At 68.3% G+C, this 14,540-nt stretch carries 15 protein-coding genes and 1 pseudogene; 8 read left to right on the top strand and 8 right to left on the bottom strand.

Going from position 1 to position 14,540, the window contains the following annotated elements:
• Position 1: 1 nt before the first annotated feature.
• Positions 2–1,801 (bottom strand): ABC transporter substrate-binding protein, encoded by a 1,800-nt coding sequence (locus tag NF4_RS18170; protein WP_063128507.1) that lies wholly within the window; start codon positions 1,799–1,801, stop codon positions 2–4.
• A 175-nt stretch (positions 1,802–1,976) separates the two neighbouring features.
• Positions 1,977–2,858 (bottom strand): LysR family transcriptional regulator, encoded by an 882-nt coding sequence (locus tag NF4_RS18165; protein WP_063814624.1) that lies wholly within the window; start codon positions 2,856–2,858, stop codon positions 1,977–1,979.
• Positions 2,859–2,970: 112 nt separating this feature from the next.
• Between NF4_RS18165 and NF4_RS18160 the strand changes: the two genes are divergently transcribed.
• Complete coding sequence (locus NF4_RS18160) at positions 2,971–3,819, top strand: TIGR03620 family F420-dependent LLM class oxidoreductase (protein ID WP_063128506.1); 849 nt, start codon at positions 2,971–2,973, stop codon at positions 3,817–3,819.
• Positions 3,820–3,857: 38 nt separating this feature from the next.
• Here NF4_RS18160 and NF4_RS18155 read toward each other — a convergent pair whose 3' ends face one another.
• From NF4_RS18155 to NF4_RS18145, 3 genes are all read right to left on the bottom strand, one after another.
• Positions 3,858–4,235 (bottom strand): hypothetical protein, encoded by a 378-nt coding sequence (locus NF4_RS18155; protein ID WP_157120430.1) that lies wholly within the window; start codon positions 4,233–4,235, stop codon positions 3,858–3,860.
• Positions 4,222–4,731 (bottom strand): Zn-ribbon domain-containing OB-fold protein, encoded by a 510-nt coding sequence (locus NF4_RS18150; RefSeq protein WP_232330536.1) that lies wholly within the window; start codon positions 4,729–4,731, stop codon positions 4,222–4,224. Before NF4_RS18150 ends, NF4_RS18155 begins: the two co-directional genes overlap by 14 nt.
• 117 nt (positions 4,732–4,848) lie before the next feature.
• Positions 4,849–5,454 (bottom strand): TetR/AcrR family transcriptional regulator, encoded by a 606-nt coding sequence (locus tag NF4_RS18145; RefSeq protein ID WP_063814623.1) that lies wholly within the window; start codon positions 5,452–5,454, stop codon positions 4,849–4,851.
• A 176-nt stretch (positions 5,455–5,630) separates the two neighbouring features.
• On the opposite strand from NF4_RS18145, the pseudogene NF4_RS18140 reads away from it, so the two are divergent.
• The 3 genes and pseudogenes from NF4_RS18140 (at position 5,631) to NF4_RS18130 (ending at position 7,219) form a co-directional block, all read left to right on the top strand.
• A pseudogene (locus NF4_RS18140) lies at positions 5,631–6,853 on the top strand (alkane 1-monooxygenase).
• Complete coding sequence (locus tag NF4_RS18135) at positions 6,853–7,032, top strand: rubredoxin (protein ID WP_063128503.1); 180 nt, start codon at positions 6,853–6,855, stop codon at positions 7,030–7,032. Before NF4_RS18140 ends, NF4_RS18135 begins: the two are co-directional and overlap by 1 nt.
• A 1-nt stretch (position 7,033) precedes the next feature.
• On the top strand, positions 7,034–7,219 hold the full coding sequence (locus NF4_RS18130; RefSeq protein ID WP_063036269.1) for a rubredoxin: 186 nt from the start codon (positions 7,034–7,036) through the stop codon (positions 7,217–7,219).
• A gap of 13 nt (positions 7,220–7,232) precedes the next feature.
• Here NF4_RS18130 and NF4_RS18125 read toward each other — a convergent pair whose 3' ends face one another.
• Positions 7,233–8,522: a PucR family transcriptional regulator gene (locus NF4_RS18125; RefSeq protein WP_063128502.1), complete on the bottom strand. Its 1,290-nt coding sequence runs from the start codon at positions 8,520–8,522 to the stop codon at positions 7,233–7,235.
• A gap of 165 nt (positions 8,523–8,687) precedes the next feature.
• Between NF4_RS18125 and NF4_RS18120 the strand changes: the two genes are divergently transcribed.
• From NF4_RS18120 to NF4_RS18105, 4 genes are all read left to right on the top strand, one after another.
• Positions 8,688–9,620, top strand: coding sequence for an AMP-binding protein (locus NF4_RS18120; protein ID WP_063128501.1), 933 nt, complete (start codon positions 8,688–8,690; stop codon positions 9,618–9,620).
• A gap of 293 nt (positions 9,621–9,913) precedes the next feature.
• Complete coding sequence (locus tag NF4_RS18115; RefSeq protein WP_063128500.1) at positions 9,914–10,804, top strand: manganese catalase family protein; 891 nt, start codon at positions 9,914–9,916, stop codon at positions 10,802–10,804.
• A gap of 388 nt (positions 10,805–11,192) precedes the next feature.
• A complete protein-coding gene (locus NF4_RS18110; RefSeq protein ID WP_063128499.1) occupies positions 11,193–11,711 on the top strand; it encodes a hypothetical protein in 519 nt (172 codons plus the stop codon).
• Between the two features lie 223 nt (positions 11,712–11,934).
• A complete protein-coding gene (locus NF4_RS18105) occupies positions 11,935–12,732 on the top strand; it encodes an inositol monophosphatase family protein (RefSeq protein WP_063128498.1) in 798 nt (265 codons plus the stop codon).
• A gap of 56 nt (positions 12,733–12,788) precedes the next feature.
• On the opposite strand, the gene NF4_RS18100 is transcribed toward NF4_RS18105, so the two are convergent.
• Positions 12,789–13,523, bottom strand: coding sequence for a cache domain-containing protein (locus tag NF4_RS18100; RefSeq protein WP_157120429.1), 735 nt, complete (start codon positions 13,521–13,523; stop codon positions 12,789–12,791).
• Positions 13,520–14,272: a FadR/GntR family transcriptional regulator gene (locus NF4_RS18095; protein ID WP_063128496.1), complete on the bottom strand. Its 753-nt coding sequence runs from the start codon at positions 14,270–14,272 to the stop codon at positions 13,520–13,522. Before NF4_RS18095 ends, NF4_RS18100 begins: the two co-directional genes overlap by 4 nt.
• Between the last annotated feature and the right edge of the window lie 268 nt (positions 14,273–14,540).

Raw genomic sequence — 14,540 nt, 5'->3', positions numbered from 1 at the left:
GCTATTCCCCGTCGCGCAGTGCGATATTGGTGTAGTCGGCCTGCGCGGGCAGCGACGACCAGGTCCAATTCGTGACGCGGTCCGAGGAGAGCAGATTCTTCCGCTTCTCGAACAGCGGTATCCACGGCAGATCACTCGAGACGATCCGGTCGGCCTCGGCCCACAGCCTGCCCGGGTCGTCGGACGGGAAGGCCCGGCGGGCCAGGTCGTCGAGTTGGCGATTGCTGTAGCAGATGGCGTTGACGTTGCCCTTTCCGCAGGGTGCCGCCTCCGAGTTCAGCCAGCCACCCAGCAACATCCGGGTCGACCGGCCCTGCCAGTCCGGGGTGAACGACCCACTCAGCGAGACGTCGTAGCGGCTGGTGGGATTCTGCAGGTAGGACTGGTATTCGGTGCCGGGAAGGGCGATGAGGTTCAGGGTGAAACCCGCCGCGGCGAGGTCTTCTTTCAGGGTCACCGCGATGCTCTCGAACTGGGCGGTGGACCGGTAGACCGCGTCGAGCGCGATGCCGTTCGGGTAGCCGGCCTCGGCGAGCAGCCGCCGCGCCCGAACCGGATCTCCCGCGTGGTCCGGCGTCGGATACGGGTCGAAGGGCTGGTGCCCGAGCAGAGTCGACGTGACGATCTGTCCGTTCGGCTTCGCCGCGATCGGACCGCCCTGGCCCTGCACGAGATTCTTCTTGTTCACACCGTAGGCGAGGGCCTGGCGAACCCGGGGATCGCGCAGGGCGGTCGCCCCCGGCGACTTCACCTCGGGTTTGGCGTTGAGGACGATGAAGTTGGCCGCTCCGCTGTCGGAGGTGTGCAGCCGGGGGTCGTTCGCGGAACTGTACTGCTGCAGTGTCGCGCGCGGCGGTACGTCCAGGTAGAGAGTGAGATCGGCTTCGCCGGCCTGCACCTTCTGGACCACGGCGTCCTCGCTGTTGGCGGTGAAGTCGACGACGATCTCGTCGACATAGGCCTTCCGTACGGGGTCCAGGTCGTGGTTGTAGCCCTCGACCTTCTTCAGCACCAAGTGCTGCCCCGGCTGGTACTCGCCGATCCGGTACGGACCGGAAGAGGCGAAATTCTGCCGGAACTCGAGCGAGTCCCCGAAGTAGCGGGACGCCACCTCCTCGGGGAGTGGGGTCACGAAGTTCATCGCGAGGATATCCAGGAAGTCGTAGGCCTTCGCGGGCGTGCGAATGACCAGAGTCCGGTCGTCCGGCGCGGTGATACCCGAGATCTCGTGGGTGTCGATGAAGGCTTTGGACGCGGCGAGATCCCCGGTGGGCACCTTCGCGAATTCCGCGCAGTACTCGGTGAACCCGACGAACGCCGAATGGAAGTAGTTGATCGCGGCGACCTGTTTGTTCGGATCGCAGAAGCGTTCGATCGCATAGACGAAGTCGCGGGCGACGATCTCCCGGGTCGAGGCGCCGGAGTAGGTGGCGCCGTCCCGCAAGTGGAAGGTGTAGGTGGTGCCGTCGGCACTCACCTCCCACGACTCGGCCAGATCGGGAGTCAACCGGGTATCGTCGCGGAGTTCGCCGGTGGAGCCCGGAAAGGTGACCAGCTGGCGGGTGATCGCGCGCTGCACCGCCCAGGCGTTCGTATCGTAGCCGGTGAGCGGGTCGAGCGAATCCATGTCGGCGGCAAGCGAGGCCACCCGCAGGGTTCCGCCGACGGTGATCTCGCCGGTCTCCGATCCGCGGTTCACCGGCGCGCTGCCGGAGCACGCGGTGAGGAGAATGGTGGCCGCGGCGAGGGCGGCCGTCCCGAGACCGTAGCGTCTGAGGCGGGACGTTCGAGCGGTCGTCACTGGTTCCCCCTGATGTCTCGGGTGCGGTCGACAAGCCATGGACGGCGTAGGGATTCGACGTATCGGCTCATCGCCCGTCTCCGGCGTCCACGTGGCTCACGCGCCCACTCTGGACCCGACGGGGCCTCGGCTGAAGGATTACCTTGTCGCAGAATTTAATGCGGGCGTATGTAGTTCACCGCGCCGGACCGGTCGGCGCGCCTCCGAACGCGGGCGCCGCGCACCGGGCGGCGTGACCGGGACCGCGCTCGGGGACGAGGACGGACCCGGTGATCGTCAGGGGCGGTTCGAGCGGTATCGCGGCCACCCGGGTGGCGCCGATCTCGGTGATCTGGTCGGCGGGCAGCACTGTCCAGCTGCGTGGATCGGAGCCGATTTCGATCACGGTATCGCGGGCCGCGCCCGCCGGGCGGCCCAGCTCGAGCCGCACCCCGGTGCCGCGCAGCGCGGCCGCGACCGCTTCGTGCAGGTGCCGATCGTGCCGTCGCCCGGGCATTCGCAGCGCGGTGCCGGCCAGCTCGTCGGCCCCGACGGTGACGCGGCCCGCGAGTGGGTGCCGGGCGGATACGATCGCCAGGAGCTGTTCTGTCCAGGTCGGAATCGCCTCGATTCCACGTTCGGTGGGTTCGCCGCGGGCCAGCACCAGATCGAGTTCGCCCCGGCGCAGGGCGTTGAGGCGGGCAGTGAGCGGCAGGTCGACCAGGACCACTTCGAACGGTGAGCCGGCACCGCGCAACGTGTCGATTCCGTGTTCCAGCCGGGCGGTGAGCCCGGCGGCCGCGCCCAGGCGGAGAGTGCCGGTGGACGGTCCGGCGGCGAGCCGGACATGTTCGGCGGCCGCGAGCGCTGTCCGCGCGGCATCGAGTACTCGGGTGCCCGCCGCGGTGAGCCGGACCCGGCGCGAGGAACGATCGAGCAGCCGGACCCCCAGTTCTCGCTCCAATCCGGCGATCTGCTGGCTGACCGCGGGTTGGGCGATATGCAGTCGCTCGGCCGCCCGGCCGAAGTGCAGTTCCTCGGCCACGGTCACGAAGTACCGCAGCGTCCGCAGTTCCATCGCGTCCTCCTGCCGGCATCGCACCGTGCGTGCCGAACGATAAGCACAGCTTATCGCTGCGCGTGCGTTTCGGGTCTGGCCGCAGGTCCTGCCGGCCTGCTGAAGTCGTTGTATGACTATCGAAACAGGGTTGCTCGGCGCGCATCTGCGGGAGCACGAGGTGAGTCCGCAGGTCGCCCGGCACCTCGAGGAGGCCGGGTACGGGACGCTGTGGCTGGACGCGTCACCGCCGGCGGACCTGGCGCTGGTGCAGCGGCTGCTCGATGCCACGACCCGGCTGACCGTCGCGACGAGCGTGGTGAACGTGTGGAGCGCCGACCCGGTGACGGTCGCGGCCTCGTACCATCGCATCGAAGCGGCGCACCCGGGACGCTTTCTTCTCGGCGTGGGTATCGGCCACCGGGAGACCGATACCGATTACGCCGCGCCGTACGACACTCTTGTCTCCTACCTGGACGTGCTTAACGGCGCGAGGGTACCCGCCGATCGGATCGTCCTGGCCGCGCTGGGCCCCCGAATGCTGCGACTGGCCCGCGACCGCGCGGCGGGAACCGTCCCCTGCATGGTTCCGCCCGCCCACACTCGCGGTGCCCGGGCGATCCTCGGCGCCGACCGGGTATTGCTCCCCGGACATTTCGTGGTGCTGGACGCCGATCCCGAGCGTGCCCGGGCGACCGCCAGGTCCGGGCCACCGGGACAGGCGCTCCGGGTCACCAACTACGCCGCCAATCTGCGCCGGCTCGGTTACACCGACCACGACCTGGCCGGCACCGGCAGTGACGCGCTGATCGACGCGCTGACCGCGCATGGAGACGCCGCCACCGTCGCTGCAGGGCTCACCGCGCATCTGGACGCCGGGGCCGATCATGTGGGCGTGTACCCGCTCGGCGCCGACCCGATCGCCACCCTGCGTGGCGTCGCGGAAGCGTTCCTCGGCGCGCACACCCCACCCGGTGGGTGACCACCTCGAGGTGAGGAGCCCCGCCCCGGACGCGGGTGTTACGACGCGTGCTCGCCAGCACCCTGCGCCGGGGTCGTCGGCGTCGATTCTGCTTCGCGGTCCGCTCGCCAGGCCCGGGACAGCGACATCATCAGGTGCTGTTTCAGCTGGGACGTTCTCGGATCGTCGGAGCGTCGAGTGGTCAGCGCCGCACCGGTCATCCGCAGGAACTGCTGCCGGGTGACGCCGAAGTTCACGAAGAGTTCCTCGGCGGTGGCGCCGCCGAACGGCGCCCAGCGGATGGCGAAGACGAGTATCGGTTTCGTCCCCGGAAGCAAGGACCTCGTGGCCTCCAGGGCAGCGCATTGCCGCAGTGCGGTGCGAACCCATGCGGTGGCACCGGAGAATTCGGTGTGCGGCCGGTCAGGTGCGGGCATGTTCGCCCCCCGCGCGGTCGGCGGCACGGCGGCCGCGGGTGTCGGTCTCGGTGGCCACGGTGAAAACCGGAAATCTGCCGTCCCGGGGTCGCGGTCGGAAGCGCACCCGCACCGGACCGCTCGCGACCAGCGGGACCTGCCCTTCGATCGAGGTGTAGACCCACGGGCCTTCGTCGAGTTCGACCACGGCGACCGTCAGCGGCGTCGTCTCCCCGCGCCCGCCGATGACACCGCGGTCGACCACCCGCCACGACAGGATCGAACCGGCGCCGCTGGACGGCACCCATTCCAGGCTGTCGGACGCACACGACGCGCAGTCGACGGTCAGTGGTGCGTACAGTCTGTCGCACCGTGCGCATCGGCGGATCATCAAGATGTCTTCCGAGGGCGGAACGCCCATGTCGCCGCTGCTGCCGGCGTGGTTGGGATCGGATGGGTACATGGAGACCTCGCGGAATGAGCCGACGGATTTCTCCAGCGTGCTCGGCACGGGCATGTCTCGACCACGGTCGAATGACCGGGGGTATACCTATTTGTGACGTGAACCCCGTCACCAGACCGCGGCGCAGGCGCGCCGCCGGGCCGAGTCGTTCGACGCGGGTCGGCTTCGTCCCTAGAACTCGCGGTGGAACAGTGGCCCCGCGACCAGGGCTATCTGGGCGACGGCGCGGTCGATGGTCCCGGCGGGCTGGAAGAGGTGGCTCAGTACCAGCCGCACCACCGCTTCGACCCGGGTGTCGATCTCCGGCTCGCCGAACGCGTCGAGGTCGTATCGGGCGCGGAGGATGGCGGTGAACGCGGCGGTGGCCCGGCCCAGGACGGGTTCGGGTTCGGTCATCAGGGTGGGGAGCAAGGTGGTGTCGGCTCCGGAACGGCCGGCCAGGACGGCCTTGAGCAGGGTGTTGTCGGCCGCGGTACGCAGGGTGTACTCGGCGGCGGCGGTAATTCCGGCGAGCAGGTCGCCGGGCTCTGCGGTGACGGTTTCGGTGACGCCGGCGAGGAAGGAGTCGAGTTCCTCCGCGATGACGACCTCGGCCAGATCCTGTTTGGTGCCGATCTCCTTGTAGAGCACGGGGCGGCTCACCCCGACCTCCTTGGCGACCCGGGACATGTTGACCGCGCCCCACCCCTCGGTGCAGACCAACTCACGCGCGGTGCCGATCACCCGCTCCCGCAGTAGTCGGCGCATCTCGTTCTGGAAGTTCGGCGCGTCAGCCACGGCAATCACCTTACATCACCTGCGTGAATGTTCCTCTATTGACATGGTCGATTGATGTGTATGTAATGAATACACTTATCGACAAGGTGTAATCGGCCGGTGCCGGTGAGGTGCACCCCGGCGCCGACCGAGCGCCCGTCCGGAGCGGCGGCCGCACGGAAGTGAGGAGGGCGACGATGACGACGTCCGAGCAGAGTTCGCACGGCGAGGTGACACCGCAGTGGCGTGACCGGAAGCGGTACCTGTGGTTGTTCGGGCTGGTGGCGCCCACTTCGCTCGGCCTGGCCGCGGTGCTGGTGTGGGCGAGTCATCGGCTGGGGTGGGATCGGCCGGCGGCGGTGTGGTGGTGGATCGGCCCGCTGCTGGTCTATGTGCTGCTGCCGATCCTGGACCGGTTCTTCGGACCGGACGGCCAGAACCCGCCCGAGGAGGTGATGGAGCAGTTGGAGCACGATCGCTACTACCGCTGGTGCGTCTACGCCTTCATCCCGTGCCAGCTGACGAGCCTGGTGTTCGCCGCCTACCTGTGGACCGCACCGGACCTGTCCTGGCTGGGCATCGAGGGCGGGCTCGGATTGTGGTCGAAAATCGGGGTGGCGTTCACCGTCGGCGTCATGGGTGGCGTGGGTATCAACACCGCCCACGAGCTCGGCCACAAGAAAGACGAACTCGAACGCTGGCTGTCCAAGATCACGCTGGCGCAGACCGGTTACGGGCATTTCTACATCGAGCACAACCGCGGCCATCACGTCCGGGTCGCCACACCGGAGGACCCGGCCAGCGCACGGTTCGCGGAATCCTTCTGGAGTTTCCTGCCGCGCAGCGTATGGGGCGGCCTGCGGTCGGGGTGGGCGCTGGAGCGCACGCGATTGCGGCGTATGGGCAAGGGCCCGTGGACCGTGCGCAACGATGTGCTCAATGCCTGGGCGATGACCGTGGTGTTGTGGGGTGCGCTGGCCGTACTGTTCGGACCGGGCGTGCTGCCGTTCCTGCTGCTCCAGGCCGTCTACGGATTCTCGCTACTGGAGACCGTGAACTACCTCGAGCACTACGGCCTGCTCCGGCAGCGCACGGAATCGGGCCGCTACGTCCGGTGCACGCCGGAGCACAGCTGGAACTCCGATCACCTCGTCACCAATATCTTCCTCTTCCACCTGCAGCGGCACAGCGACCATCATGCGGCGCCCACCCGGCGTTACCAGACCCTGCGCAGTATGGACGGCGCACCCGAACTGCCTGCCGGTTACGCCGGCATGATCACCCTGGCCTACTTCCCGCCGCTGTGGCGGAAAGTGATGGACCACCGCGTGCTGGCCCACTACGGGGCGATATCACGCGCGTGAACATCCAGCCGAGCAAGCGGCACCGCGTGCTCGCCCGCTACGGGGTGGCGGGCTGATGGCCGTCTTCTCCTGCCCGGTGTGCGACTACCGCTACGACGAGACCACCGGCGCCCCGCGCGAAGGTTTCCCCGCGGGCACGGCGTGGTCGGCGGTGCCGGACGATTGGTGCTGCCCGGACTGCGGTGTGCGGGAAAAGATCGATTTCGAACCGGCCGTCCCGAGGAAAGGACAGTGATATGACCACCGGATACAAATTGTTCCAGTGCGTGCAGTGCGGTTTCGAATACGACGAAGCGCTCGGCTGGCCCGAGGACGGTATCGCGCCCGGCACCCGCTGGGACGATATTCCCGACGACTGGTCGTGCCCCGATTGTGGCGCGGCGAAAGCCGATTTCTTCATGGTCGAGGTGGACCGCGCCTGATCGGATCCGGGCACTACCGGTGGGGTTCCGGCCGCAGGACCGGTGGGCCGTACCAGTGGCACACCAGCAGGGCCAGCTCGACATCGAGCCGGTCGGCGCCGATCGGGCGGCCGCGTCGCGCGATGGCGCGCCCGACCCGGTATTTGACGGAGTTGGAATGCAGATTCAGTTCGACGGCGGCGGCCTTGTAACTGGATCCGGTGCCCAGGAACACCCGGAGCGTGTCGCGCAGTCGCGCGTCGTGCTCGTTGTCGCCGGCCAGGTCGCCGAGCACCTCGCTCACCCAGTAGCGCGCCTCGTCGACGCTGCCGCCGAGCAGTGCCGCGGTGGTCAGCCCGGGGTCGTCGGCGGCGACGACGCCGGGTGTGGGCAGCCCGTGTGCCAGGGCCACGGAGCAGGCGCGTTGCGCGCTGCGGTGAGAGCGGCGGAAACCGTCGACACCGGCGGCGAGGGTGCCGATCGCGATGTCGGGGGCATCGTGGCGGCCGGATACGAACCTCCGTACCGCGGCCACCAGGTCCGCCCGCTCGGACCGGTAGGGCAGCCACGCCCAGACACTGATCCGGTCGGCGGCGATGACCAGCGGGTTGGATGCGGCACCGAGGGCGTCGGCCAGCTCGCGGACGAACCGCTGCAGGTCCGAGACCGCCTCGCTGTCGAGTTCACCGTCGGAGCAGCACCAGAGAACGAGGGCGAGATGGTGCCAGCGCAGCGGGTAGCGGATCGCCTCGGTGACCGCATCGACGTCGATGGCCTTGTGACCGCCCAGCACCTCGCGTGCCCGCACCGCGCGGATATTGTTCTGGCTTTCCAGCCATTGTTCGCGCTCGTCGCTGTAGATGTCGAGAACCTGTTCGGTGATGTGGTCGATGTATTCGAACAGCGTGGGGGTGATGCGTTCGACCACGTTGATCCGTTCGGCGAGCGGGATGGCCATCGTGTGTAGTTCGGCGAACACCATCTCGGTCAGCCGGCGCTGTCCGATCCGATAGGCGCGAGCCAGGGCGTTGGCCGGTACCCCTTGCTGAGCCAGGCGTCTGGCGTAGTCCACAACGGCGGGCGCCGCCTGGATATCGGCGACGGAGAGGTGGTAGCGCAGGGCGTGCAGCACGGTGGCGATATTCGCCTCGACGCTCTCACCGAGCAGGTCGCCGGTCTGCGGATCGTGTCGCAGATCGGCGATATCGTCCTCGATATGGGTGCGGATGGCCGCGCTGATCTCGCTCACCCGTTCGTTCATCCGGGCAGCTGTCGCCGCGATGAAGCGGTCTCCGTATGCGGTGTCGTGACGTGCGCTCGTCACACCGTCAACCGTACCTCCGGCCCGGCCGCCCGCCGGAACTGTCCATCCGCTTGTGCTCCGGAGACAAAGACCGCCGTGTACTTCATCGGCGCGCGACGGCGACCCGGCGGCCGGAAATTCCTACCGTGGACGCAGACACCTGGACCACTGCCCCGAGGATCGCCTATGAACCTTGCAGTACTCCCGGACTGCCGTACCGTACTCGCTCCCTACGCCGCGGCCGTCTCCGACGACAGCACCGAACTGAACAACGCCGCGTTTCTGGATGCCGTGCGGCGGGCGACCACGTCGCTGCGCGCCGCCGGTGTATCGACCGGTGATGTGCTGGCGGTCATGCTGCCCGATACCGCCACCTTCGTCGTCACCCTCTTCGCCGCATGGCGGGCGGGTGCCGCTGTCGTCCCGCTCGATCCGGCGTTACCCGCCGGAGAAGCCGGCCGCCGCATGGCCGGTGCGGGCTCCCGGGTTCTGGTCGCCCCGCACGACTCGGCGGCCCCTGCCCACCCGGTGCGCTCCGTCGTTTCCGCCGACCGGCTCACCGCAGCCGATCTCGACACGGCCGAGCCGGCGCGGGTGAGTGACGACGCACCGGCACTGTTCGTGCCCGTCGGGGGATCCGGGGACGATTCGACGGTCGCCGTGCTCGACCATATGAACCTCAACGCGCTGTGCCGATTGGCGATCGAGATCTTCGCGATCACCGGCACCGACCACAGTCTGTCGATCCAGCCGCTGTCCCATGTCGACGGCATCGTCCTGGGGGTCTTGGCGCCGCTTCTCGCCGACGGTCGTGCCACCATCGCCGGCGCGTTCGATCCCGCGACATTCTTCGACCGGATCGAGTCCTGCGGCGCCACCTGTTTCGCGGCGGCCCCGGCGGTGTACCGGCAGCTGTCCGAGCTGCCCGCCGGGATACGACCGCCTGGCGCGTCGGTGCGGATCGCCATCTGCAGTACCGCGCAAACCGGCCCGGATCTGCGGACCACTTTCGAGCACCGCTACGGCATACCGATCGTGCACGATCACGGGTTGACCGACTTCCCACCGCGACCACGGCCGTCCGCACACCGGCCTCCGAGACCCGGCCATCCTCGATGACGTACCCGGGCCCACAGCGCTGAACGTTGCGACGGAGCCGAACACGCACCCGCGATGTCCCCGCCCGATGGTGGGGGTTCGCCTACGGTGGGCATCGCGCTCAGGGATGCGATGCGGCCGAGCTCGACGGTGCGTACCGGTCCGGCGACCGGGCGACTCGGCTCGTGTGTTCCGCGTGTCGATCCTCCGAGTGAGCACCGGCGCCCATTTGTCCGATCTTCCTTCCTTGCTGTTTCCCCGCCAGGGTCCCGGGTAGACGCCACGGACCACGGCGCCGACCATGAGGAGCGCGAGTGTTCATCCACAACAAGGATCTGCAATTCGAGGTGCGGGTGGAGCGCCCGGACCCGCGGTTCGCCACTCTGTTGCAGGAGCAGTTCGGCGGTGCCAACGGGGAACTCAAGGCCGCGATGCAGTACTTCAGCCAGGCCTTCGTGCTGCGTCGCAAACATCCGAAGATGTACGACCTGTTCATGGATATCGCCACCGAAGAGTTCAGCCACCTCGAAATCGTCGGCAATATGATCACGATGCTCCTCGACGGGCTCAACGACGACCTGAAGCAGGCCAACGAGCATTGCGACTGGATGCCGGTGGTCGCCTCGGCCGATGGGAAAGAACACGCGATCCACCAGGTGGCGACCGACCCGCTGTTCCTCGCGCTGCGCGGTGGCGGCCCTGATGTCGGTAACTCCGCCGGCGTGCCCTGGACCGGGGCCTATGTCAACTCCAACGGCGAGCCGTCGGTGGATCTGCGCAGCAATCTCGCGGCGGAATCGCGCGCCAAGATCGTCTACGAATACCTGAAGCAGTTCACCGACGACCCCGGCGTGCAGGACACACTCTCGTTCCTGATGTCCCGGGAGGTGGCGCACTTCCAGCAGTTCACCGCCGCCCTCAACGAACTGCCGGTCAACTTCCCGCCCGGTGCGCTGCCCGGCGACGACCGCTTCCAGAACATGGCGTTCAACATGTCCAACGGTGACGGCAGCGCCCGCGGACCGTGGAACGAAGGGCAGGGACCGTGGCCGGCAGGTGTGGAATGGGAATACGTCGCCGACCCGGTGCGTGACTGGCTGGGTACCGGTCACCGGGAGAACCGGGGCTCGGCCACCAACCCCGAGGGCAGCCCCGCGGTAGCGGGCAGCAAACCGTTCACCCATGAACAACACGGGCCCGCCTGAACCTCACCGGCGGGGCCAGGGAGCACATCATGGACGCATGGCCGGTGGACGGAAGTCGGACGAACCGGCCGACCCGCACACTCCGTGAACTCCCGTCGGCCACCGGCTCCTCCGGCGGCCGACGGGACCGTTCGCCGTCGGGAGTGTCGTAGACGGGAAGGTCGGAGGGCGACCGGCCAGCGGTGTGCGCCGCGCCCGGCCGGTAGGTCGGCCGGATGGTGAAACGCGAGGTCGCCGACGTGATACAACGGATCGTTGTCGCGACCTCGCGGAAGCGGCCGCATCTCTTCATGATCACGGTTTAGTAACAGCAGGGGCGGGTAGCACGGCCGGTGTCGGCGCTCCGAGGCAGTACAGGAGCGGAGCAGCGCAGGAGTGAGGAGCCGTGATGGCGAACGGATACCACGAGTCGAATCTCGAGTCGGAAGTGTTACCGCTGTCGGGGATGCAATTACAGTGGCGCGGCACCGACCGCTGCTTCCGGGTCACACAACCGCAACCGGGCGGGGAGATCGTGACCGAGGCCGGCGCGGACGAGCTGCTGTGGCGGCCGTGGTCGGGGCGCGCGGATATGGCCGTCGGGGTGTCGGGGCCGATCGCATCGAATACCCCGGGCCGCTGGTGGGTGGTGTGGGGTGAATACGTAGGCGATTCGGTGACGGTCACACTCGCCGATGGCACGACACCCCCGGTGTGGATCGTGGGTGGGTTGTGGGTCAGCGAATGGAGCGGACCCGAACAGGCCGCTGTGGTCACCACGGCGACGCAGCGCACCGACGTGCGATTCGCTCCGCCGTCGTTCCTGCCTCCGCCGCTGACCGCCCTGGGCGACGGGGCGAGCGGCTGCTGGGTGCACGTGGAGACCCCGGCCGGTTTCCGGCGCCGCAGCACCGTCGCCCCCGCATAGACTGCCCCGGCCCGGCCTGCCCGGTCGGCGGATCGGTGATCTGAAGTCCGCGGCGCGGCGCGCCACATCCATGGACCTCGTGATCGAGGAGATGGCCGAGTGTTCGAAGCGGCTGGGTCGCTGAACTTTTCGAGTTCGCTACCGCCGCGGCGGTAGCGCACGCGCCGGGTGCGCCGCCCGCGGCCCGGTGGCACTGTCCGTTTGGTGCGGATAGCTTCGTTTCATGCAGGACCACCTCGACGACCTCCGCTTCGCCCATGTGCTCGTGGATACCGCCGACGCGGCGAGTATGGACCGCTTCAAGGCCCTCGACCTCGACATCGAGACCAAGCCGGATATGGCCCGGTGGAGCGACACCCAGGCCGCGGTGGAAAAGCTGGTCCGTGGTCAACTCCAGCGCGCCCGCCCCCGCGACGCGGTTCTCGGCGCGGGGCAGGGCCTGGACGGTACCGGCCCACGCTGCTGGGTGGTCGACGCCATCGACGGCCTCGAGAACTATGCGCGCGGTGTCCCGGTGTGGGCGACGCAGATCTCCCTGCTGGAGGTGTCGGGGGGCGATTACCGGCCCGTCGTCGGCGTCGTCTCGGCGCCGGCGCTGGGCCGACGCTGGTGGGCCGTGCAGGGCCACGGTGCCTTCACCGGCCGTAGTCTTTCCTCGGCGTCCCGCCTGTGTGTGTCCCGGGTGTCGAAACTGCCGGACGCGTCCTTCGCGTACTCCACCCTCACGGGCTGGGAGGAGCACGGCCGGCTGAACGGCTTGCTGCAGCTGTCCCGCGCGGTCTGGCGCACGCGCGCCTACGGCGACTTCTGGCCCTACATGATGGTCGCCGAGGGGGTGGTCGACGTTTGCGCCGACCCGGCGCTCTCCCCGGGCGATATGGCCGCCGGCGCCGTCATAGTCACCGAGGCCGGCGGGAGCTTCACCGGTCTCGACGGCAACCCGAGCCCCCTCGGCGGCAGCGCGGCCGCGTCGAACGGCCTGCTCCACGAGGAGCTGCTGGAGTATCTGAACGAGCGCTGACGCCTCCACCCGGATCGCGGTCACCGCCGCGTTGCCGGTCCGCAACGATAACCGTCTCAGTGGGCGGTGGTGCCCTCCAGCCGGCACAGTGACCACGGAAGCGCGTCGATCGGCACCCCGGTACCGGTCCAGCCGACGCGGCCGGTCCTGGACCCGGGGGGAAGACCGGGATCGGTGGCGAGCAGGACGCGGCCCTCGTCGTTGACGAGTACGAGAGCGGGGCCCGAGGCGCGGAACCGGGGAAGCAGGACCTCCTGCATCGCGCCGACCGGCACATCGGCACCGGCTATTCCGAGGAACTGCCCCGGCGCGGTAGTGACCGGCACCGCGAACGTGCACACGTATTGGTCGGTGCACGCGAAATCGATATAGGGTCCGTGCACCCAGCGGCGCCGCTCGTCACGCGGGATCACGTACCAGTCCATCTGGGTGTAGTCGTAGAAGTACTCGCTGAGCGGGTTCAGCTCGGGGTCCAGCCGCTGGGGGCCGTCTGCCGAATGCACCTGCCACCACTCCAGGAACCGCGGCCGGTCGGCGAGTACGCCGTCGGCGATGACCACGCCCGCCCCGTCGAACAGGTCACCGGCCTGCTCGAGCTCATGGGCGATGGGTTCGCGCAACCGCGCCAGATCGGTGGAGCGGGGGGTGGATCGCCGATTCGCGGTGACCTCGTCCCATACGCGCGTCAGCGCGGTCCCTATCGTGGTCAGCGACTCAAAAATCTGCTCGGCCAGCTCTGCCACCACGGAAGCGAGCGACTCGATGGTCGGAGGTCTTGGATTGTCCGTCATCGATCACTGAGCTCCATACGTAGGGCGACGAGCCGACGGATGCGGGATTCACTCTGTGATTCTGCCAGCTCTCGGGCCGCGGCATCATCCTCACGTTCGATGGCGCGTACCAGATCGCCGTGGACGGACGCCTCGGCGGCCGGATCCAGCTCCAGTCGCGGCAGCCAGATCAGTGCGGAGAGTTCGGCCTGGAGGTCGACCTGGGCGCGGGTCAGCCTGGTGGACTGCGCGCACACGGCCATCTCGATATGGAAACGGCTGTCGGCCCGCCGGGCCGCGACCGGCTCGGTGCTGGTCCGCAACCGGTCGGTCAGGGCGTGGAGCCGGGCTATGTCGGCCCGGCCACCGCGGCGGGCGGCGAATACCGCGGCCGCGCCGGCGATGGCGAACTGTGCGTCTCCGAGGTCGCGTAATTCCGCGAGACTCATCTGCTGCAACCGGGCCGACGCGGTGTGTTCCAGGGCCTCCGCGGACGAACAGATGAAACTGCCGCCTCCGCGTCCTCGTTTGGTGCGGACGATGCCCTGTTCCCGGAGGACGGCCAGGGCTTCCCGCAGGGTCATCGTCGAGACACCCAGCTGGTCGGCGAGGGTCAACTCGCTCGGCAACTGCTGGCCGTCCACCATCACCCCGAGGCTGATCGCCGCGGACAACCGCTGGACCACGGCCTCTGTCTTCGGACCACTGCCCTCCAGCGGTGACAGCACAGCGCTGAGCGCGGTCAGGCCCGCGCGCTCCTGCTGGGACAACGCGACTCCTCTGGTGCGCGGTATGTACATCGATTCTAGGACTTGGAACTTGAAATATGAACTATGGAGTCAATGGCGAGGCGGCTCCACGGTCGGTCCTTCGACAACAAATAACGCTCCAGTTTCGTATAAGCCATTGAACTATGATTTCAGAGGTATTAGATTATCTGGCGGTGCCACCTCGGGCGCCACCGGTCGATGTGACGATCAGGAGAGGGAACGACATGCACGAACACCCGGCTCGCTGTGTCGATGCTTCTCACCGGCA

It is taken from the genome of Nocardia fusca NBRC 14340 (assembly GCF_001618425.1).
Classification (GTDB): domain Bacteria; phylum Actinomycetota; class Actinomycetes; order Mycobacteriales; family Mycobacteriaceae; genus Nocardia; species Nocardia fusca.
This window is presented reverse-complemented; position numbering and strand designations above follow the sequence as displayed.